The sequence below is a fragment of the Pseudooceanicola spongiae genome (genome assembly GCF_014899185.1).
Taxonomy (GTDB): Bacteria; Pseudomonadota; Alphaproteobacteria; order Rhodobacterales; family Rhodobacteraceae; genus Pseudooceanicola; species Pseudooceanicola spongiae.
In genome coordinates, this window is sequence record NZ_CP045201.1 from 2,384,121 (window position 1) to 2,403,248 (window position 19,128).

22 protein-coding genes are annotated in these 19,128 nt (G+C 64.0%); 11 read left to right on the forward strand and 11 right to left on the reverse strand.

Annotation, left to right across the window (positions count from 1 at the left end; translation table 11 throughout):
• Positions 1–70: 70 nt before the first annotated feature.
• The 5 genes from F3W81_RS11225 to F3W81_RS11245 form a co-directional block, all read right to left on the reverse strand.
• A complete protein-coding gene (locus F3W81_RS11225; RefSeq protein WP_226941652.1) occupies positions 71–1,060 on the reverse strand; it encodes an ABC transporter substrate-binding protein in 990 nt (329 codons plus the stop codon).
• A 139-nt stretch (positions 1,061–1,199) separates the two neighbouring features.
• Positions 1,200–1,979, reverse strand: coding sequence for an ABC transporter ATP-binding protein (locus F3W81_RS11230; protein WP_193079251.1), 780 nt, complete (start codon positions 1,977–1,979; stop codon positions 1,200–1,202).
• A gap of 44 nt (positions 1,980–2,023) precedes the next feature.
• Positions 2,024–2,662, reverse strand: coding sequence for a pentapeptide repeat-containing protein (locus F3W81_RS11235; protein WP_193079252.1), 639 nt, complete (start codon positions 2,660–2,662; stop codon positions 2,024–2,026).
• Complete coding sequence (locus F3W81_RS11240; protein WP_193079253.1) at positions 2,662–3,714, reverse strand: aromatic ring-hydroxylating oxygenase subunit alpha; 1,053 nt, start codon at positions 3,712–3,714, stop codon at positions 2,662–2,664. Before F3W81_RS11240 ends, F3W81_RS11235 begins: the two co-directional genes overlap by 1 nt.
• Positions 3,715–3,735: 21 nt before the next feature.
• Positions 3,736–3,996: a recombinase-like helix-turn-helix domain-containing protein gene (locus tag F3W81_RS11245; RefSeq protein WP_193079254.1), complete on the reverse strand. Its 261-nt coding sequence runs from the start codon at positions 3,994–3,996 to the stop codon at positions 3,736–3,738.
• Positions 3,997–4,122: 126 nt separating this feature from the next.
• Here F3W81_RS11245 and F3W81_RS20860 point away from each other — a divergent pair, with 126 nt between their 5' ends.
• Both F3W81_RS20860 and F3W81_RS20865 read left to right on the forward strand, forming a co-directional pair.
• Positions 4,123–4,446 (forward strand): hypothetical protein, encoded by a 324-nt coding sequence (locus F3W81_RS20860; protein WP_226941653.1) that lies wholly within the window; start codon positions 4,123–4,125, stop codon positions 4,444–4,446.
• Complete coding sequence (locus F3W81_RS20865; protein ID WP_226941654.1) at positions 4,443–4,817, forward strand: RidA family protein; 375 nt, start codon at positions 4,443–4,445, stop codon at positions 4,815–4,817. The genes F3W81_RS20860 and F3W81_RS20865 overlap by 4 nt, the downstream gene beginning before the upstream one ends.
• Positions 4,818–4,819: 2 nt before the next feature.
• Here the strand turns inward: F3W81_RS20865 and F3W81_RS11255 are convergent, their stop codons facing one another.
• Positions 4,820–5,635: a GNAT family N-acetyltransferase gene (locus F3W81_RS11255; RefSeq protein ID WP_193079255.1), complete on the reverse strand. Its 816-nt coding sequence runs from the start codon at positions 5,633–5,635 to the stop codon at positions 4,820–4,822.
• Complete coding sequence (locus F3W81_RS11260) at positions 5,632–6,342, reverse strand: GntR family transcriptional regulator (RefSeq protein ID WP_193083828.1); 711 nt, start codon at positions 6,340–6,342, stop codon at positions 5,632–5,634. Before F3W81_RS11260 ends, F3W81_RS11255 begins: the two co-directional genes overlap by 4 nt.
• Before the next feature lie 294 nt (positions 6,343–6,636).
• Here F3W81_RS11260 and F3W81_RS11265 point away from each other — a divergent pair, with 294 nt between their 5' ends.
• The 5 genes from F3W81_RS11265 to F3W81_RS11285 all read left to right on the forward strand — a co-directional run bounded on the left by F3W81_RS11265 (position 6,637) and on the right by F3W81_RS11285 (position 11,470).
• On the forward strand, positions 6,637–7,611 hold the full coding sequence (locus F3W81_RS11265) for an ABC transporter ATP-binding protein (protein ID WP_193079256.1): 975 nt from the start codon (positions 6,637–6,639) through the stop codon (positions 7,609–7,611).
• A 56-nt stretch (positions 7,612–7,667) separates the two neighbouring features.
• Positions 7,668–8,933 carry an ABC transporter substrate-binding protein gene (locus tag F3W81_RS11270; RefSeq protein ID WP_193079257.1) on the forward strand — a complete coding sequence of 422 codons (1,266 nt, stop codon included), beginning with the start codon at positions 7,668–7,670 and terminating at the stop codon, positions 8,931–8,933.
• 194 nt (positions 8,934–9,127) lie between these two features.
• Positions 9,128–9,979 (forward strand): ABC transporter permease, encoded by an 852-nt coding sequence (locus F3W81_RS11275; protein WP_226941975.1) that lies wholly within the window; start codon positions 9,128–9,130, stop codon positions 9,977–9,979.
• 1 nt (position 9,980) lies between these two features.
• Positions 9,981–10,817: an ABC transporter permease gene (locus F3W81_RS11280; protein WP_193079259.1), complete on the forward strand. Its 837-nt coding sequence runs from the start codon at positions 9,981–9,983 to the stop codon at positions 10,815–10,817.
• A gap of 5 nt (positions 10,818–10,822) precedes the next feature.
• The gene (locus F3W81_RS11285) at positions 10,823–11,470 is read left to right on the forward strand and encodes an aspartate/glutamate racemase family protein (RefSeq protein ID WP_193079260.1); all 648 of its coding nucleotides are present in this window, start codon (positions 10,823–10,825) and stop codon (positions 11,468–11,470) included.
• Positions 11,471–11,473: 3 nt separating this feature from the next.
• Here the strand turns inward: F3W81_RS11285 and F3W81_RS11290 are convergent, their stop codons facing one another.
• The 4 genes from F3W81_RS11290 to F3W81_RS11305 form a co-directional block, all read right to left on the reverse strand.
• Positions 11,474–12,265 carry an NAD-dependent epimerase/dehydratase family protein gene (locus F3W81_RS11290; protein ID WP_193079261.1) on the reverse strand — a complete coding sequence of 264 codons (792 nt, stop codon included), beginning with the start codon at positions 12,263–12,265 and terminating at the stop codon, positions 11,474–11,476.
• A 19-nt stretch (positions 12,266–12,284) separates the two neighbouring features.
• On the reverse strand, positions 12,285–13,562 hold the full coding sequence (locus F3W81_RS11295) for a TRAP transporter large permease (RefSeq protein ID WP_193079262.1): 1,278 nt from the start codon (positions 13,560–13,562) through the stop codon (positions 12,285–12,287).
• Complete coding sequence (locus F3W81_RS11300; protein WP_193079263.1) at positions 13,563–14,084, reverse strand: TRAP transporter small permease; 522 nt, start codon at positions 14,082–14,084, stop codon at positions 13,563–13,565.
• Positions 14,085–14,244: 160 nt separating this feature from the next.
• Positions 14,245–15,219 carry a TRAP transporter substrate-binding protein gene (locus tag F3W81_RS11305; RefSeq protein ID WP_193079264.1) on the reverse strand — a complete coding sequence of 325 codons (975 nt, stop codon included), beginning with the start codon at positions 15,217–15,219 and terminating at the stop codon, positions 14,245–14,247.
• A 152-nt stretch (positions 15,220–15,371) separates the two neighbouring features.
• Between F3W81_RS11305 and F3W81_RS11310 the strand changes: the two genes are divergently transcribed.
• From F3W81_RS11310 to F3W81_RS11325, 4 genes are all read left to right on the forward strand, one after another.
• Complete coding sequence (locus F3W81_RS11310; RefSeq protein WP_226941655.1) at positions 15,372–16,094, forward strand: FadR/GntR family transcriptional regulator; 723 nt, start codon at positions 15,372–15,374, stop codon at positions 16,092–16,094.
• An 84-nt stretch (positions 16,095–16,178) separates the two neighbouring features.
• Positions 16,179–17,084, forward strand: coding sequence for a 5-dehydro-4-deoxyglucarate dehydratase (kdgD, locus tag F3W81_RS11315; RefSeq protein ID WP_193079266.1), 906 nt, complete (start codon positions 16,179–16,181; stop codon positions 17,082–17,084).
• Positions 17,085–17,088: 4 nt separating this feature from the next.
• The gene (locus F3W81_RS11320) at positions 17,089–18,225 is read left to right on the forward strand and encodes a mandelate racemase/muconate lactonizing enzyme family protein (protein WP_193079267.1); all 1,137 of its coding nucleotides are present in this window, start codon (positions 17,089–17,091) and stop codon (positions 18,223–18,225) included.
• Positions 18,225–19,088, forward strand: a complete 864-nt coding sequence (locus F3W81_RS11325; RefSeq protein ID WP_193079268.1) for an amidohydrolase family protein — start codon at positions 18,225–18,227, stop codon at positions 19,086–19,088. Before F3W81_RS11320 ends, F3W81_RS11325 begins: the two co-directional genes overlap by 1 nt.
• The last annotated feature ends 40 nt before the right edge of the window (positions 19,089–19,128 follow it).

Sequence of the window (19,128 nt, forward strand, 5' to 3'; positions counted from 1 at the left end):
TTTCCAGGCTTGGGGGCAGAGCGGCGCACGGGCCGCTCTACAGTCAGGGTTTTGTCCGCGGTAACAGTCATTAGTCTGCCGTCACGAAGTCGTTGGAGAAGTAGTCGGCCGCCGGTTCGACCGAGGCGACGAGGCCCGCGTCGAGGTAGAACTTGGCGACAGCCTCCATGCGGGCTTCGTCAAAGGTGCCGAGCGTGCTCATGTCGTCGACCGCATAGACCAGCGTGTTGTAGCGGTTCATGACTTCCAGCAGGAAGGCTTCCTTGCCAGCATATTGCGGGATGCTCTCCGCCAGCAGTTTCGCGCTGCCTTCGGGGTCGGTCATGACGTCCTTCAGGCCATGCAGGGTCGCCTGAACGAAACCTCTCACGACCTCGGGCTTGTTCTTGATCGTGTCTTCCGATGTCAGAACGGCCTGCGCCATGGCGGGGAACATGTCGTTGATCGGCAGGATGCCGACCTTGACGCCCGCGCCCTCGATCGAGGCGGCCCAGTCCGGCGTGCCCGAAATCGCATCCAGATCGCCCGAGATCATCAGCTGCACCATGCCACCGGCACCAACCGCCTGAATATCAACGTCGTCCTTGGTCATCCCGTTGGCGGCCAGCGCGGCCATCAGGTTGTAATAGGTGGTGTCCTGATAGGCGATCACGCCAACCTTCTTGCCCTTGAGGCTTTTCACATCGGTCGCGCCGCTGTCGCTGCGAATGACCATCTGCGTCAGAGCCTTGCCGCCCATCAGCAGCACGCCCTTCACCGGCAGACCGTTGGCGCGCACGATGATCGGCGTATCGCCGATGCCACCGCCAAGCTCGGCGTTGCCGACGGCAACCTGCTTGGCCACGTCTGCGCCGCCCTTGCCGATCACCCAGTTCACATCAAGGCCCTCGGCCTCATAATAGCCCTTGGTGCGCGCAACCTGAAACGGCGTGAAGGCCGGCAGGAAGTCAGGTGCGGGGTAGAGATAGGTCATCTTTTCCAGATCTGCAGCCTGCGCGGCAGGCACGGAGACCAGCGTGGAAAGCGCCACTGCGGCGGCTTTCAGAAAGGTCATCTTCATCAGTATAGCTCCCGGTTGGTATCAGGTTTTTCAGGCTATTTTGGTGTCTTGAGAGAGGCCGACACCCGGCATCGTCACGCGCCTTTTTTCAGATGCGTCGCATCCTCAGGCGTCTTGTTGTGGGGGCAGGGAAAGGCCGTCAGGCCTCTTCGTTTTCCAGATGCAGGGCATCAAACAGCCGCTTCACATAGATCCCGCATTGCGGCTCAAGGCTGCGTTGCAGCGGGTCTGTGCGATGCGGAAGATCAATCGCGAATTCGTCGACCACACGGCCAGGGCGGCCCGACAGCACGACCACGCGGTCCGACATGATCACCGCTTCGTTCAGATCGTGGGTGATCAGCACGCAGGTCACGCCGGCCTCGGCGATGGTGCGGGCGAAATGACGTTGCAGCACAAGCTTGGTCTGCGCGTCGAGGGCCGAAAACGGCTCGTCCAGCAGCACCAGCTCGGGCTCGATCGCCAGCGTGCGGGCCAGCGCCGCGCGTTGCCGCATGCCGCCCGACAGCTGGTGCGGATAGTTGTCGGCGAAATCGGCCAGCTGCATGCGCTTCAGCTCAGCCAGCGCCCGCTTGCGCCGCTCGGCCTTGGAAAAGGGGCGCTCTTCCAGCCCGAACTCGACATTCTCGACGATGCTGCGCCAGGGCAGCAGCAGATCTTTCTGCAGCATGAAGCCGACCTCGGGGCGGGTGCCCGTGACCTTCTCGCCGTCGATCAGCACCTGCCCTTCGGTCGGCCCATAAAGGCCCGAGACCATGTTCAGGATGGTCGACTTGCCGCAGCCCGAGGGGCCGACAACCGCCACCAGCTCGCCCGGGGCGACAGAGAACGACATATCCGTCACAGCCGTGACCGAGTTGCCCGTCTTGCGGTCGGTGAACACCTTGGTGATGTTCTGAAGGTCCAGCCGTGATGTCATGTTTCTACGCCCTCGTGTTGTCTTTTGTCCGATGTCGTCCGGGCTTAGCCCCAGACATATCCGTAGCTGCGGATCTGGCGCGCCAGCGACGCCGCCGGGGCTGCGTTCGGCGCAGGCGGTGCCATCTGCACCCCCTTCAGCCAGGTGCGCCCGTGCACCTCCATGCCGCGCGCCGTGACCCTCGCGCCGAACTGCGCGCGATCCGCCCACAGCCCGCCATAGGCCTCGGTCTCTTCCAGCGAGACGGTCGCGGCGAAATCTGCGCCTGCCAGCGACAGGCTGCTGAGGATCTGCATCCGGTCCATCCAGACCGGCGCATTCGCCTGCACCCGGTCCAGCACCATGGTGCCGCGTGCCTCGGCCCGGCTCAGATCCAGCTCGGCCGCAAAAACGCTGCCGTCAAAGCGCGCGTCATGGCCAAACAGCGCCCCCACGGCCGTGAACGCGCCCGCAAACTGGCAGTCGCGAAACCATGTCAGCCCGCGAAACACCGTGTCTTTGGCCGTCACCGCGCCCTCGAACCGGCTGCCGGTCATGTCGAACCCGCAGAGATCGCGGCCCGACAGATCCACTGGCCCGGTGACACGACGGCCTGTCAGATCCAGCGCCTCGCCGGGATGGAAGGGCGCGCTCAGCGCCGCCACCAGCTCGGCCGGGGCAATATCTGTCAGACCGTCCTGCATCAGGCGCTCTTTTGTCCGGCGTCTGCGGCGTCCAGCGCCTTGAAGTGTTCTTTCGCGCGGCGCACCATCATCTGGCGCAACCGGCTGACGCCGATGTCGTGCTGATACAGCATCTCGCGGCGGCGGCTGTCGGCGGGGATGCTCTCCAGCATGACGCGGTCCTGCTCCAGCACGTGCCAGTGGCGATCCTCAAGGAAGGCACGGTAGAGAAAGCGCCAGCTCTCCGCCGCCAGCCCGGTCACTTCGCGGCAGCGCCAGAAGAAGGAGTAGTGCGTTTCTTCGTCAATCGGCGCGGTAAAGCCGATGATGCGGAAGGGGCCACCGGGGCCCGCGCCATCCGGGTAGGGAATATCGAGGCGGAAATACATCATCCCCTCGTCCATCACGACTTCGGTATAGTCGAAGTTGACGCCCTGCTGGCTCATCCGTTCGATCTGAAAACCATGCTCGCGGCGGTCCAGCTTCATGGTGTCCTGCTTGGAGCCATAGGCCAGCGTGAAGCTGTTGGCGTGCAGATAGCTCGCGTGCATCGGATCGGCGGCGTTATCGAGGCTGAGGCGGTAGGAGCAATCCCAGCGGGTCATGCAGGGAAAGACTTCCCATTCGCCATTGGTGAACTCCACCGGCGGCACGAAGGCAGGGGCCTCGGGGCGATCAGCAGAGGGCAGATAGATGAAGACAGCGCCGCCGGCCTCGTTGACCTCGTAGGCGGTCAGCGCCTTGCGGCCCTCAAGCGCACAATCGGGCATCGCGGGCACACGCACCACGGTGCCGGTGCCGTCGACCGTCACGCCATGATAGCGGCAGGCGATATTGCCGTCCTGCACTTCGCCAAGGCTCAGCTTGGCGCCACGGTGGGGACAGAAATCCTCGACGCAGCGGATCTTGTCGCGGCCATCGCGCCACAGCACAAGGTTTTCGCCGGCGATCTTGACGGGGTGCGGCTGGCCGACCTTGACCTGCACCGACACCGCGACCGGCATCCAGAAGCCGCGCAGACCCTGATTGATATACTCGTCGACCCGATCGCGCGTTGCGTTTGCTGCGTCCATCTCGGTTGCTCCCCTGTTGCGTTACGCGCCGATGCCGTGTTCGGCATGGGCGGCGTCATGGCTGGCGTTGATCGCGCGCAGCTCGGCCTCGAACACCTCAAGCGTCCATGCGCCTGCCTCGCCCGACGGGCGCGCATCGCCGCGTGTGTTCAGCTGAGCGACCACCTGCTCGAAATCGTGGCAGCCCGTCTCGTAGATCCGCTCAAGCGCGGCGGCGAAGGTTTTCTCCGCTTCGTTCAGGGCGCGGCCCTTTGACTGAGTTCCAAGTGCTGGGTTCTGCATCTCGCGCCCTCCCTGTTCAGCGTACTGTTCAATAAAGATCAGTGTGTTCCTATTTGAAATAAACCCGATTCACGGTAAGATATGCAAGTGTTTTCCCGACCCTGACCGCAAATAGCCGAGGCCCAGATGACCGAAACCGTGATGCTTACCGTTTTCCTCAAGCACGATCAGACGAAGAATCTTGAACAAATTCAAAGCCATCTGTCCGATCAGGACTGGTGGCGCGGCTTCCCTCCAGCGGGTGCCGAAATTCTCAGCTGGAATGTGGTGATGGGGATCGGGCAGATCGTGACGCTGCGGATGCCGCCCGAAATCCTGCCAAAAGTGAACGTGGAGCTTGAGCGGCGCGCCTGGGGAGTCTTCTCGACCGAGTTCTTCCCGACGTATGATTTCATGCCCGTGCGCGACCGCCTCAGCCGCGAAGATGCTGAGAAAAAGGCCGCGCCATGAAAGCCCTGACCGCCCCCGGCGTGCCCGACCCGGTGCCGGGCCTGTTCTCCAACGCCGTCATCGCGGATGGAATCGTCTATATTTCAGGCATGCACGCCGGAGGCGCCGGTGCGGTGCCGCCCGCAATGCTGGATCAGGCCCGCATCGCACTGTCCCGGGTCGTCGCGCTGGCGAAGGCGGCAGGCGACGCGCGCATCACCAAGCTCACCTTCTATGTCACGGATATGTCCGAGCGCGCCGCCGTCGCCGAAGCCCGCCGCGAGGCGTTTGCGCAAGCCCCCCTGCCCGCCGCCACGCTGCTACAGGTTTCGGGCTTTATCGACCCCGCCCTCAGGATCGAGGTCGACGCCATCGCGCATCTGCCACGCTGAGCTCAGCCAAGTTCCATCGTGGCAATCGCCTGCATCCGCGCGTCGCCCTCGGGCGGTGCGCCGCGATACATCCGCGCTGTCTCGAAGGTCATCGCAAAGCCTTCGGCCTGCAACAGCGCGCGCAATTGCGCATTCGCCTCCGGCAGATCGATGGTCACCGCCGAGGCCCCGATCTCGGCGCAGGCGGCCCGGATCAGCGCCATTGCAGCGGCGGCATTCGGCGCGATCACTGGCCCGATCTTGGCGCCGCTCTGGCACAACCGGATCGTGGCAAACCCGCCGAGGTCACTGCGCACCACACTGCGCCGACTGTGCGACCGGGCCAGCCAGCCAGACAGAAAGCCGGGCCGCTCGACCCCACCCGCCGCCGCGTCCAGCGCGATCATCGCCGCGATATCGCCCGCGCGCAGCGGCCCGATGTCCGCCTCCGCCTGCCCCTTCAGCGCGCCCTCGAACCGCTGCGTCGCGCCAAGGCGGTGAAAGCCTGAGCGCGCGTAATTCTCCTGCTGCGCCGCAACCCCGTCCAGCCCGATGCTGCGCACTCCGGCATGGCTCAGCGCATGTTTCCACAGCGCAAACCCCACCCCCTGCCCGCGCCAGTCGGGGCGGCACAGGTACAGCCCCAGAAACGCCTGCTGCGGATTATGGTTCACGACCGAGATCCCCGCCACCGGCGCGCCCTCACGCTCGGCCACGAAAAAGCCTGCCGGATCGGCGGCGTAGAACGCCTGCGCATCCCCCGCACCGGGGTTCCAGCCCTCCTCAGCCGCCCAGACCAGCAGCCGCTCCAGATCCTCGGGGGTTGCGGTCCGGATCATCCGCCCAGAGCCTCTTGCAGGGTGCGCGGCGCGGAGTTGACGTTGCGCAGATCCAGCGATGAGACGAGGTCGAGCAGATGGCTTTTCATCAGCTCCTCCGCCAGATCGCCATTGCCACTGGCCAGCGCGTTCAGCAGGGCATCATGGGCATGGCTTTCGCACAGCGCCGTGCGCCGCTGCCAATAGAGCGCGATGATCAGCGACGAGCGCGCGATCAGCTGGCGGATGAAATCCTCGATCGTGTCCTGCTGCGCGATGCGCGCGATCTCGATGTGAAACAGCCCCGACAGATGCAGCGCCCGCCCCGGCTCACCCATATCAAGCGCGGCATGCTCATCCTCGATATGGCGGCGCAGCGCGGTGATATCGGCCTCCGTGACCCGCTCAGCGGCCGAGCGCGCGGTGCGTGGCTCCAGCAGGGCGCGGGCCTCAAAGACCTCACGCGCTTCGCGCACGCTGGGTTGCGCGACATAGGCACCGCGATTGCGCCGCAGCTCGACCAGCCGGTCATGCGCCAGTTGCTGCAACGCCGCGCGCACCACGGTGCGGCTGACGCCATAAACCGCACCGACCTCGTCCTCGCTCAGCTTGGCGCCCGGTTGCAGGCGGTGTTCGTGGATGGCCAGCGCCAGCTCGGCCATCACGCGTTCACTTGCCGCGTCCTTCACGGCCTCTTTCCCGGCGGGCCGCCCGTTGCTCAGATCCATCATGCGTCCCGCCTTGTTCCCTTGTCTGATTCTTCGCGCCAAGGGCCGCGAAAGGCAACAGCTCTCGCCCCGCCTCAGGCTGCCGCACAGCTGTGACAATGTTGTATACGATTATGTTTCAAAAATTGTGCACATGCAGAATACAACCGATGCAAGAACAGGCAAATCATATTTCCGGGCCCGGCGCTGCATTTTTTGCTGCACCTGCAGCACGAACCTGCCGCAGGCTGAGGCCATCCACTGCACCCCGACCGGACCAGCCGGCCCCGGGAAAAAGCGCTGAGAGGGAACGACATGCGGACAGGTCAGGATCTGGAACTCAGCCATGTGACCAAGCGCTACGGGCAGACCGTGGCGGTCAGGGACATCAACCATGTCTTTACCAATGGCACCTACGTCTGCCTGCTCGGGCCGTCGGGCTGTGGCAAATCCACAACCCTGAGGATGATCGCCGGGCACGAAACGATCAGCGACGGCTCGATCCTGCTGGACGGGACGGACGTGTCGCACCTGCCGCCCGCCAAGCGCGGCACCGCGATGATGTTCCAGAGCTACGCGCTGTTTCCGCACCTCTCGGTACGTGACAACGTCGCCTTTTCGCTGCGCATGCAGGGGCAGGACAAGGCCCTGCGCCACAAGGCCGCCAACGAGATGCTGGAACTGGTCGACATGATCCACCTCGCCGACCGCCTGCCCGCGCAGCTCTCGGGTGGGCAGCAACAGCGCGTCGCACTGGCCCGTGCGCTGGTGACGAAACCCCGTGTGCTGCTGCTGGACGAGCCGCTTTCGGCGCTCGATCCGTTCCTGCGCATCCGGGTGCGGGGGGAACTCAAGCGCCTGCAACGCGAGCTTGGCATCTCCTTCATCCACGTCACCCATGGGCAGGACGAAGCCCTTGCGCTGGCCGATGAATGCGTCGTGATGAACAACGCCGTGATCGAACAATCCGGCCCCGCGCGTGAGGTGTTCAGCCGCCCGCGCACCGAATTCGTCGCCCGCTTCATGGGCGGGCACAATGTCATCGACCTGAACGGTGGCCGCTACGCCCTGCGCGCCGATGGGGTGCATTTTGCCACTGCGGGCCTGCCCGCCACCGTGCGCACCATCGAATATCAGGGCAACCACGTCGCCGTCACCTCGACCACCGGGGATGACACCGAAGTGCTGGCCCTGATCCCGGAAGAGACCTTCTTTGCGAACCCGAAGAACCCAGGGGATGCCGTCGGCCTCGCCTGGGACGAAGGGCGGCTGCACCGCCTTCAGGCCTGAGCCAACTGGCCTGAGCCAACTCCCCAACAAGAAACCAACAGAGAGGACCCCAAACCATGAGCAAGATGCGCTATAGCCGCCGCTCGATGCTGAAAGCCGGGGGCGCTGCCCTTGCCGCATCGACCCTGTCCGCCCCGATGGTCTGGGCGCAGGACATCAAGAACATCACCCTGCGCCAGTTCGGCACCGGCGTGTCGAACCTGAACGACGTCGGCACCAAGGTGAAGGAAGACCTCGGCTTCACGCTGGAAATGACCGCGCTGGATTCGGATTCCGTGACGCAACGCGCCGCGACGCAACCCGGCAGCTTTGACATCGCCGATATCGAATACTGGATCTGCAAGAAGGTCTGGCCGACCGGCAACCTGCAGGCGATGGATGTCTCCAGGATCGAGAACTACGACAAGATCGTCGGCATCTTCAAATCCGGCCTGCTGACGCCCGAGAGCGATATCGCCCAAGGCACCGCGCCCCACACCGTCGGCTTCATCGAAGAGCCGGGCGCCAAGACCTTCGCGTCGGAAGAAACCAACTGGATGACCCTCATCCCGACGATCTACAACGCCGACACGCTGGGCATCCGTCCCGACCTGATCGGCCGCCCGATCGACAGCTGGGCCGAGCTGCTGAACCCCGAATTCAAGGGCAAGGCGTCGCTGCTGGATATCTCCTCGATCGGCATCATGGACATGGCGATGGTCTGCGAGGCCATGGGCGAGATCCAGTATGGCGACAAGGGCAACATGACCAAGGACGAGATCGACAAGACCCTCGCGATCTTCACCGAGGCCAAGAAAGCCGGCCAGTTCCGCGCCTTCTGGAAGTCATTCGACGAGAGCGTCAACCTGATGGCCTCCGGCGAGGTGGTGATCCAGTCGATGTGGTCACCCGCCATCACCGCCGTCAAGTCGCGCGGAATCGACTGTGTCTACCAGCCGCTGAAAGAGGGCTATCGCAGCTGGGGCGGTGGCCTTGGCCTGTCGTCCTCGCTGAGCGGCATGGAGCTGGATGCGGCCTATGACTACATCAACTGGTACCTCTCGGGTTGGGTCGGCGGCTATCTGATGCGTCAGGGGTATTACTCTGCCGTGCCGGAAACCTCGAAAGACTACATGAGCGAAAACGAGTGGGGCTACTGGTTCGAGGGCAAGCCTGCCACGGGCGAGATCACCTCGCCCACCGGGGACGTGCTGGCCAAGGCCGGTGACGTGCGCGATGGCGGTGATTTCTACGAGCGTATGGGCCGCGTGGCCTGCTGGAACTCGGTCATGGACCAGAACCAGTACATGGTGCGCAAGTGGAACGAGTTCATCGCGGCCTGAGGGTAGCGATATGGACACGTGGGGGCTGTCGGCCCCCCACACCCCCCCCGAAAGTATTTCTGGCAAGATGACGGGCGCGCGTCCTGCTGCTTTGGGGGTTTGAGCGAAGTCGGTGGGGTGGCCGCCGTGCAACCGGGAGTGATGGCAAGATGAGGGATAGCACTGGGAAGGCCCCGGGGTGGGGTGTGACGCTGATGCGCAATCGCCACTTTGTCGGGTGGTTGCAGGCGGCGCCGCTGAGCCTGATCCTGATCGGGTTCCTGATCCTGCCGATCATCACCATCGTCATCGTCAGCTTTTGGCAGGCGACCGAGTTTTCCATCATTCCGGCGTTTTCGCTGGAGAACTATGAATTCCTGTTCGGCTCGCCCGTGACCTACAAGGTGTTTGGCGCGACGTTCAAATATGCCTTTCTGACCTGGGCCTTTACCCTCTCGATCGGCTTTACCGTCGCCTATTACCTCGCCTTTCACATTCGCAGCCAGCCGGTGCAGATCGCGCTGTTTCTGATCTGCACCATTCCGTTCTGGACTTCGAACATCATCCGCATGATCTCCTGGATCCCGTTTCTGGGCAGGAACGGCATTGCCAACCAGGCGCTGATCAGCTGGGGCGTGATCGATCAGCCGCTGGAGTGGCTGCTCTATTCCGATTTCTCGGTCATTCTGGCCTTTGTCCATCTTTATACGCTGTTCATGGTGGTGCCGATCTTCAACACCATGATGCGGATCGACAAGTCTCTGCTGGAGGCGGCGCGCGACAATGGTGCGAGCGGGTTTCAGACGCTGGTGCATGTGATTGTTCCGCTGACCAAGCCCGGCATCATGATCGGCACGATCTTTGTGCTGACGCTGGTGATGGGGGACTTCATCACCGTGCGCTTCATGTCGGGATCGCAGCGGGCCAACGTCGGGCGGCTGATTTCCAACGACATCTCGCTGTTGCAATATCCTTCGGCCGCCGCGACCGCCGTGGTGCTGCTGCTGACCGTGCTGATCGTCATCGGCATCCTTCTGCGCTTCGTCAACATCCGCAAGGAGCTCTGATATGGAACCGCGTCCCCGCAGTTTTTATGTGCTGACCGCCTTCTTCGTGCTGTTCGTGCTGTTCCTCTATGGCCCGACCCTGACCATTGGCGTGCTGAGCTTTCAGGGCCCCGGCGGCGGGCTGACCTTCCCGATGCGGGGCGTCTCGCTCAATTGGTTTCGCGAGCTGTTTCAACAGCAGGCGGTGGGTGATATCTGGGGGGCCTTCCGGCGCAGTGCCGCGCTGGGGATGATGGTGATGGTCACCACGGTTGTCGTCTCCGTGATGGGGGGCCTCGCGTTTCGCAAGCGGTTTGCCGGGTCTGCCGTGCTGTTCTATCTGACCATCACCTCGCTGGTGATCCCGTCGATCCTGGTCTCGCTGGGTGTCGGGCTCATCTTCAACCAGCTGGGGTTCAAGGTGCATTGGGCGACATCGGGCTTTGGCTCGCAGCTGACCTGGACCCTACCCTTTGGCTTGCTGATCATGTTCGCCGTCTTCAACCGCTTCGACAAAAGCTATGAGGAAGCCGCCCGCGATCAGGGCGCCTCGTCCTGGCAGACGCTCTGGCATGTGGTGCTGCCGATCATTGCGCCGTCGCTGATCGGGGTGGCGCTGTTCGGCTTTACGCTGAGCTACGACGAATTCGCCCGCACCCTGCTGACGGCGGGCAGCTACAACACCCTACCGCTGGAGATCTTCGGGATGACCACCAACGTCACGACCCCGGTGATCTATGCCCTCGGCTCGCTGACGACGCTGTTTTCCTTCGTCATCATCGGGGTCTTCCTGCTGGTGGTCTGGAGCATGGGGCGCCGCCGCGCGCGCCTCGGCTCGGACGCGGGCAAAGGGGTCTGACGGCTGTGCGGCTGCTCTATATCAACCCCAATTCCACTGTGGCGATGACCGAGACCATTGTCGCCACCGCGCAGGCAACGCTGCCGGGGGCCGAGGTGATCGGCTGGACCAACCACGACGGCCCGCCCGCGATCCAAGGCCCTGAGGATGGCGCCGCCGCCCTGCCCGGTCTGCTGGCCTTGCTTCCGAAGGCGGCACAGATCAGCGCCGATGCGATTGTGATTGCCTGCTTTGACGACACGGGGCTTGAGGCGCTGCGCGCCGCCGCCCATTGCCCCGTCATCGGCATCGGACAGGCGGCGTTTCACATGGCCGCGCTGATGGGGGGGCGCTTTTCCGTCGTGACCACGCTGGCCGTCTCGGTCCCGGTGATCGCGCAAAACATTGAAACCTATGGCTTTGCGGGGATCTGCGCCTCGGTCCGCCCCAGCGGCCTGCCAGTGCTGACGGTGGAGGGGGGCGGCGAAGCCGTGCTGCAATGCCTCAGCGCCGAAATCGCCGCCGCCCACGGCGAGGGCGCGGCGTCTGTCGTTCTGGGCTGTGCGGGGATGGCGCATCTGAAAGCGGACCTCGCGGCCACCGCGCCGCTGCCGCTGATCGATGGGGTCGCCGCCTCGGCGCTGCTGGCCGAGGCGATGACCCGTCTGGGCTGAGCCCTACTTGTGGATCGGCTCGGCGGTGAACAGGCCGCCATGGTACATCGATTGCGGCGCGTCCGCGTCGGGGCAGTCCGAGGCCGCTTCGATCTCGGCGCGGTAGACCTCAGAGTTGTCCTTGGGCCGCCAGCCGATCTGCTTGGCGCTCGACGTGTCCCACCAGCCGACGTCGTTGTCCGACACACCCCAGATCACCGGGCAACCCAGCATCGGCACGCGGAAGACGCATTCGATCAGGCTGATGAAATCGTCAGGTGACATCCAGGTCGCCATCATCCGCCGGTCGCGCGGTTTCTCGAAACAGGACCCGATGCGGATCAGCGCCGTCTCCTGCCCGAACTTGGAGTGATAGAGCGAGGCCATCGCCTCGCCAAAGCACTTGGACACACCATAAAGGCCATCGGGCTTCATCGGCGCGGTGGTGTCGATCACCTGATCCTGACGATAAAAGCCGATGGTGTGGTTCGAGGTGGCGAAGAAGATGCGCGGCATGCCATGCGCCCGCGCCGCCTCGTAGAGGTTGTAGACGCCGGTGATATTGCCGGCCTCGATCAGCTTCCATTCCCGCTCGACCGAGACGCCGCCAAGGTGCAGGATGCCGTCGCAATCCTTCACCAGCTCCATCACGGCGGCCTCGTCGGAGAGGTCGCATTGCACGACCTCCTCGTTCGCCCCGGCGGGCGCCATCTCCGAGATATCCGACAGCCGCAGCACATCGGCCAGATGCCCCAGACGGGCGCGCGCCAGTTTCCCCAGATTGCCGGCCGCCCCGGTGATCAGCAGTCGTTTCATGAAGTTCTCCTCAGATTCGTTATTTCAGCAGGCCCGGCAGGAACATCGAGATGGCGGGGATATAGGTCACCAGCATCAGCGCCAGCAGGATCGCCAGATAGAACGGCCAGATTGTCCTGACCGCCTGTTCGATCTTGATCCCGCCCACGACGCAGCCAACAAACAGGCAGGCCCCGACGGGTGGTGTACACAAACCCAGACCAAGGTTCATCATCAGGATGACACCGAATTGCACCGGGTCCATGCCGATGCCGACGACGACCGGCAGGAAGATCGGCGTGCAGATCAGGATCAGCGCCGCCATGTCCATGATCATGCCCAACAGCAGCAGCGTCACGTTCAGCAGCAGCAGGATCACGATCGGGTTGTCCGAGATCGAGGTCATCGCCGTCGCCAGCGTCTCCGGCACGCGGTAAAGCGCCAGCAGATAGGCAAAGGACGAGGCCGTCGCGACCAGCAGCATCACCAGCGCGGTTGTCCGCACCGCCGAGATCACGGCCAGCTTGAAGCCCGGCCAGCTCATTTCCCGGTAGACCAGCAGCGTCACGACAAAGGCCCAGATCGCCCCGAACGCGCCGCTTTCCGTCACGGTCATGACGCCCGACAGCACGCCGCCGACGATGATCACCGCCGTCATAAGACCCGGCAGCGCCACGATAAAGCTGATGGCCAGCGCGCTCCAGCCCGGGAACTCTTCCCGCGGGTAGCCGCGCTTGACCGCCACGGCCCAGGCCACGACGCCAAGGCACAGGCACATCAGAATGCCCGGAATGACCCCCGCGATGAACAGTTGCGAGACCGAGACGCCCCCGGCCGCCACCGCGAACAGGATCATGTTGTGGCTCGGCGGAATGACCACGCCCGCGACCGAAGATGTCACCGTCACGTTGACGGCATAATCCGCGTCATAGCCCTTTTCCTTCATCACCGGCATCAGGATTGCACCCAAGGCCGAGGTATCGGCCACAGCCGAGCCCGAAATCCCCCCGAACAGCATCGACGAGGCGACGTTGACCACGCCCAGCCCGCCGCGCGACCGGCCCACGGCGCTCGCCGCCAGCCGCACCAGACGGGCGGCAATCCCGCCCTGCAACATCAGCTCGCCCGCGAAGATGAAGAACGGGATCGCCAGCAGCGAAAACACCGAAATCCCCGACATGACGCGCTGAAACGCGATGAACAGCGGCAGGCCCTCGAAGGTAAAGCCCGCGACCGTGGCAAGGCCCAGCGCAAAGGCCACCGGCATCCCCGAGATCAATCCGATCGCAAAGGTGCCGAACAACAAAATCAGGCCCATTCAGCCCTCCGCAGGATCTTCGCCGCGAAACAGCGCAGCGAGGTGTGACAGGGAAAACAGCACGGACAGGAAGCCACAGATCGACATCGGCACGGCGCGCCAGCCCTCGGCGATGCCCAGCATCGGGATGGTGCGCTGCCAGGTTTTCTGCGCCAGCTCCATGCCGTACCAGCCAAGGTAGGCGCCGAAGATGATCACGCCGATGACGGCGACCCAGCGCAGCGGAATGCAGATCGAAGGCGGCATCATCTCGCGCACAAAATCGATCGACAGATGCGCCTTGGACCAGACCCCCGCCGCGCCGCCCAGAAAGGTGATCCAGACCACCATCAGCAGCGCCGCCTGTTCGACCCATGTCGGCGTGTCGTTCAGCACATAGCGGCCAAAGACCAGCCAGCCGAAGATCACGATCAACGTGACCAGCAATATGCCCGCCACGACCATGCAGACCTGTGCCAGAACCGCCAGAACCGCGTCTGCCGCCCCCGCCATCGGTGCACTCTTGCGTGAAAGATTGGACATGCCTGTAATTCCGCCCCCTTGAATATCAGCCCGGCCCTCTCGGCCTGCCCTTTTGTCGGCGTTGATATCGGGTCCCGCCAGCCCGCGCGCCGGTTGGCCCGGCGCCAGAAACTCGGACGCCGGGCCATTTCTGACCCGGCGTCTGTTGGTTGCGCTTGCTTTACTCGGTGGCCTGAATTTCTTTGACCAGCGATTCCAGATCCGGGTTGGACTTCAGGAACCCGGCATAGACCGGCGCCATTGCGTCCTGAAAGGCCTTGGGATCATCGACTTCGTTGATCTCGACGCCCGAGGCTTCGACCTTGGCGCGGCTCTCCATCTCCCGCTTGCTCCAAAGATCGCGCTGCAGCACAGCAGCGTCGATGGCGGCCTGCGTCACGATGGCCTTGTCCTCGTCCGAGGTCGCCTCCCAGGTGGCGGTCGACACGCAGATGCACTCGGGGATGATCAGGTGGTTGGTAATCGAATAGTACTTCGCCACCTCATAGTGGTTCGAGCTCTCGAACGACGGATAGTTGTTTTCCGCGCCGTCGATCACGCCGGTCTTCAGCGACTGGTAGACCTCGCCATAGGCCATCGGGGTGGCGTTGCCGCCCAGATCGTCAACCATCTCGACATAGAGGTCATTGCTCATCACCCGGAACTTCAGACCGTCCATATCGGCGGGAGTCTTGATCGGGCGCTTGGTGTTGTAAAAGCTGCGCGAGCCGCTGTCGAACCAGCTGAGCGCGACAAGGCCTTCCTTGGCCAGCGCATCCGAGAACTGCTGACCGACGGGGCCGTCCATCACGCGGTGCATCTGATCGACATCGCGGAAGATGAAGGGCAGCGACATCACGTTGGTCGCGGGCACGATCTGGCCCATCGGACCCATGTTGAAGTTCGCGAAGTCCAGACCGCCGTTGCGGACCTGTTCGATCGCATCGGGCTGGTCGCCCAGTGTGCCGTTGTTGTAGACCGTGGGTTCGATCCGGCCATCGGTCTTGGCGGCGACGTCCTTGGCAAAGGACTCCAGCGCGACCGTGTTCGGATAACCCTCGGGGTGAATATTCCAACCGCGCCAATCCTCGGCAACAGCCGGAACCGCGATCAATGCAGCAAGCGCGCCAGACAGCGCAAAGCGGGTGAACGTCATGGTCTCTCCTCCCAATCGTCCTTGGCGGCACCTACCGCCGACGCAAAGATGTATGGCAAGTTGTATGATGACCTGTCAATGAATATGATCAGCCTCGGGTTGAAATTGACTTTGCCGGGGCAATCGCCTTAATGAACCTCGAAGGAACCACCATGGCACAGCAGGCAGCACCGCGCGGCAAACGCAATCTTGTGGCTTCAGTGGCCGGTTCCCTGCGCATGCGCATCAGCGAGGGGGCGTTTCAGCCCGGTGACAAACTGCCCTCCGAATCACAACTCACGGCTGAGTTCTCAGTCTCGCGCACTGTGGTCCGCGAAGCCATTGCCACCCTGCGCGCGGATCATCTGGTAGAGCCGCGTCAGGGCGCCGGGGTCTTTGTGCTGGAACCCGTGCAAGAGGTGCAGCGCCCCTTCCAGATCGTCGACAACGCCAGAATTTCCCAAATACTTGAGATGCTTGAGCTGCGCGTCGCGGTCGAGATGGAGGCTGCCTATCTCGCCGCCACCCGCCGCTCCCCCGCGCAGGAAGAAGCGATCTACGAGGCCGAAGCCGAGATCCGCCAGCGCGCCGCCCTAGGCGAGGCGACCTCCGAAGCGGATCTGACCTTTCACCTTGCGATTGCCGACGCCTCGAACAATCCGCGCTTTCGCGAGTTCCTCGAACTGCTCGGCATTGCACTGATTCCCCGCGCCAAGCTGCAGGATGATTCCAACAGCCGCAGCCCCGAAGCCTATATCGCCATGATCAGTGGCGAACACCGCGCCATCGCCGATGCCATTGCCGCAGGTGACGCTGAAGCGGCCCGTGATGCCATGCGCCTGCACCTCAAAGGCAGTCAGGAACGCTATCGTGGGATGATTCGAGAGACCGCATAACGCGCAAGTCATCATACAAATTCTTGACAGGTGTCCGGCAAGACAGCTACCCCTGATCCCGGCATATCGTTAGGGAGGCGCGCCATGGATTACAGCACACTCAAGACAGCCCTCGGTTCGGGGCTTTTGTCCTTTCCGGTCACCCCGTTTGGCGCAGACGGCACATTCGCCCGCGCGCCCTATGAGGAACACGTCGCCTGGCTGTCGAGCTATCCGGCCGCGACCCTGTTCGCTGCGGGCGGCACGGGCGAGTTCTTCTCGCTGACCCCCGACGAGATCCCCGAGATCGTCGCCTCCGCCAAATCCGTCGCCGGGGACGTGCCGATCGTGTCGGGCTGCGGCTATGGCACCGAAATCGCCAAGGGCATTGCGCGCTCGGTCGAAAAGGCCGGCGGCGACGGCATCCTGCTACTGCCCCACTACCTGATCGACGCCCCGCAAGAGGGGCTCTTTGCCCACGTCAAAGCGGTCTGCGACGCGACCGGCCTCGGCGTCATGGTCTACAACCGCGACAACGCGATCCTGCAACCGGACACGCTGGCGCGGCTCTGCGACGTCTGCCCCAACCTTGTCGGGTTCAAGGACGGCTCGGGCGATATCGGCCTTGTCCGTCAGATCACCGCGAAAATGGGCGACCGCCTGACCTACCTCGGCGGCATGCCGACGGCAGAACTGTTTGCCGAGGCCTACCTTGGCGCCGGTTTTACCACCTATTCCTCGGCCGTGTTCAACTTCGTCCCCGGCCTCGCGATTGAATTCTACGACGCCCTGCGCGCTGGCAAACGTGACCGCTGCACCGAGATCCTCAATGATTTCTTCTATCCGTTCATGGCGATCCGCAACCGCAAGAAGGGCTATGCCGTCGCCGCCATCAAGGCCGGCGTGCGCCTGCAAGGCTTTGCCACCGGCCCCGTCCGCTCGCCCCTCTCCGACCTCACCTCGGAAGAAGACGAGATGATGGCCGCCCTCATCGCCCCCTACAAACGCTGATCCCATGAAGATCGCAGCCGTCAAAACCCACCTCCTCGAACACCACCTCGACACCGCGTTCGAGAGCGCCTCGATGCGATTCGACAAGCGCGTGCATATCCTGGTGGAGGTCATCTGCGACGATGGCACCATCGGCTGGGGCGAATGCCTTGGCCCCGCTGGCCCCAACCGCGCCGTCGTGCAGGCCTATGCCAACTGGCTCATCGGCATGAACCCGTTGGAGACGGAAAAGATCTGGGCCGTGCTCTACAACGCCCTGCGCGATCAGGGCCAGCGCGGCCTGACCCTGACCGCCCTCTCGGGCATCGACGTGGCGCTCTGGGACATCAAGGGCAAGCACTTCGGCGTGCCCGTCTCGACCCTGCTCGGGGGCCGTTTCCGCGACACGGTGCGCGCCTACGCCACCGGCGCCTTCAAGCGCGACGGCGTGGACCGGGTCGAGGATAACGCCTCCGAGGCCGCCCGCCACCGCGCCGCCGGTTTCCACGCCATGAAGATCAAGATCGGCTTCGGCTATGACGAGGACATGCGCGTCATCCGCGCCGTGCGCGACGCCATGGGCGAGGACATGCGCCTGATGATCGACGGCAACCACGGCTATGACACCATCGAGGCGATCAAGGTCGGCCGCGCCGCCGCCGATTATGGCATCGACTGGTTCGAGGAGCCCGTGACCCCCGAACACCTCGCCGCCTACCGCGAGATCCGGGAAAAGCAACCGATCCCCGTCGCCGGTGGCGAAACCTGGCATTCCCGGTGGGGCATGCGCGAACCCATCGAGACCCGCTGCGTCGATATCCTGCAACCCGACCTCTGCGGCTGCGGCGGCTTTACCGAGATGAAGCGCATCGCCGACATGGCCGCCCTGCACAACATCCGCCTCGTTCCCCACGTCTGGGGCACCGGCGTGCAGATCGCCGCCTCGCTGCAGTTCATGGCCGCGATGATCCCCAACCCGGTCCGCCTCAACCCCATCGAGCCGATCCTTGAGTTCGACCGCACCGACAACCCCTTCCGTCAGGCCGTCCTCACCCAGCCCATCGAGCATGTGAACGGTATCGTCACCATCCCCGACGCCCCCGGCCTCGGGATCGAGATCAACCGCGACGCCCTGCGCGACTTTGCCCCGAAGGATTCCTGATGATCACCCGCACCCTCTCCGGCCCCGCGCCGCAGATCAAACTGCCCACCGGCGCCGTCGACTGCCAGTGCCACATGTACCTGCCCGGCTTTCCCGCCCTGCCCGGCGGCCCGCCGAACCCCGGCGGCGAAACCCCGACGCCCGCGCAATACCGCCAGCTGATGCAATGGCTCGGCATTTCCCGCACCATCGTCACCCAAGGCAACGCCCAACAGGGCGACAACGAAAACCTGCTCGCCTGCCTCGCCGACATGAAAGCGGCCGGGGTCACCGCCCGTGGCGTCGCCGTCATCACGCCCGAGACGTCCGAGGCCGAGCTTCAGCGCCTCTCCGACGCCGGGGTGATCGGCGCCCGCCTGATGGACCTGCCCGGCGGCGCCATTGGCCTTTCGGCGCTGGAGGCCCTCGACGCGATCTGCGCCGCCCACGACTGGGTGCTGGCCGTGCAATTCGACGGCTCCGACATCTTGCAGCATGAGAGCCGCCTCGCCGCCCTCAACAGCAACTGGGTCTTTGACCACCACGGCAAGTTCTTCCGCGGCGCCGCCCCTGATGGTCCTGAGATCGCCGCCACCAAGCGCCTGATCGACAAGGGCAATTGCTGGTTCAAGCTGACGGGTGGGTATGAGAGCAGCCAGACCGGCGGGCCGGAGTACAGCGACATCGCCGCCAACACCCGCGCCCTCGCCGCCCACGCGCCCGAGCGTCTGATCTGGGGCACCAACTGGCCGCACAACCTTGCGAAGACGACGGAAGAGTACCCCAACGACGCGGCCCTCCTCGACACAGTCCTCGGCTGGCTGACACCCGAGCAACGCCAGCGCGCCCTCGTCACCACCCCCGAAACCCTCTTCCGCCTCTAAGCCAAAGCGCCCCACCGCCCCGCAAGTGCGACCGCCCCCA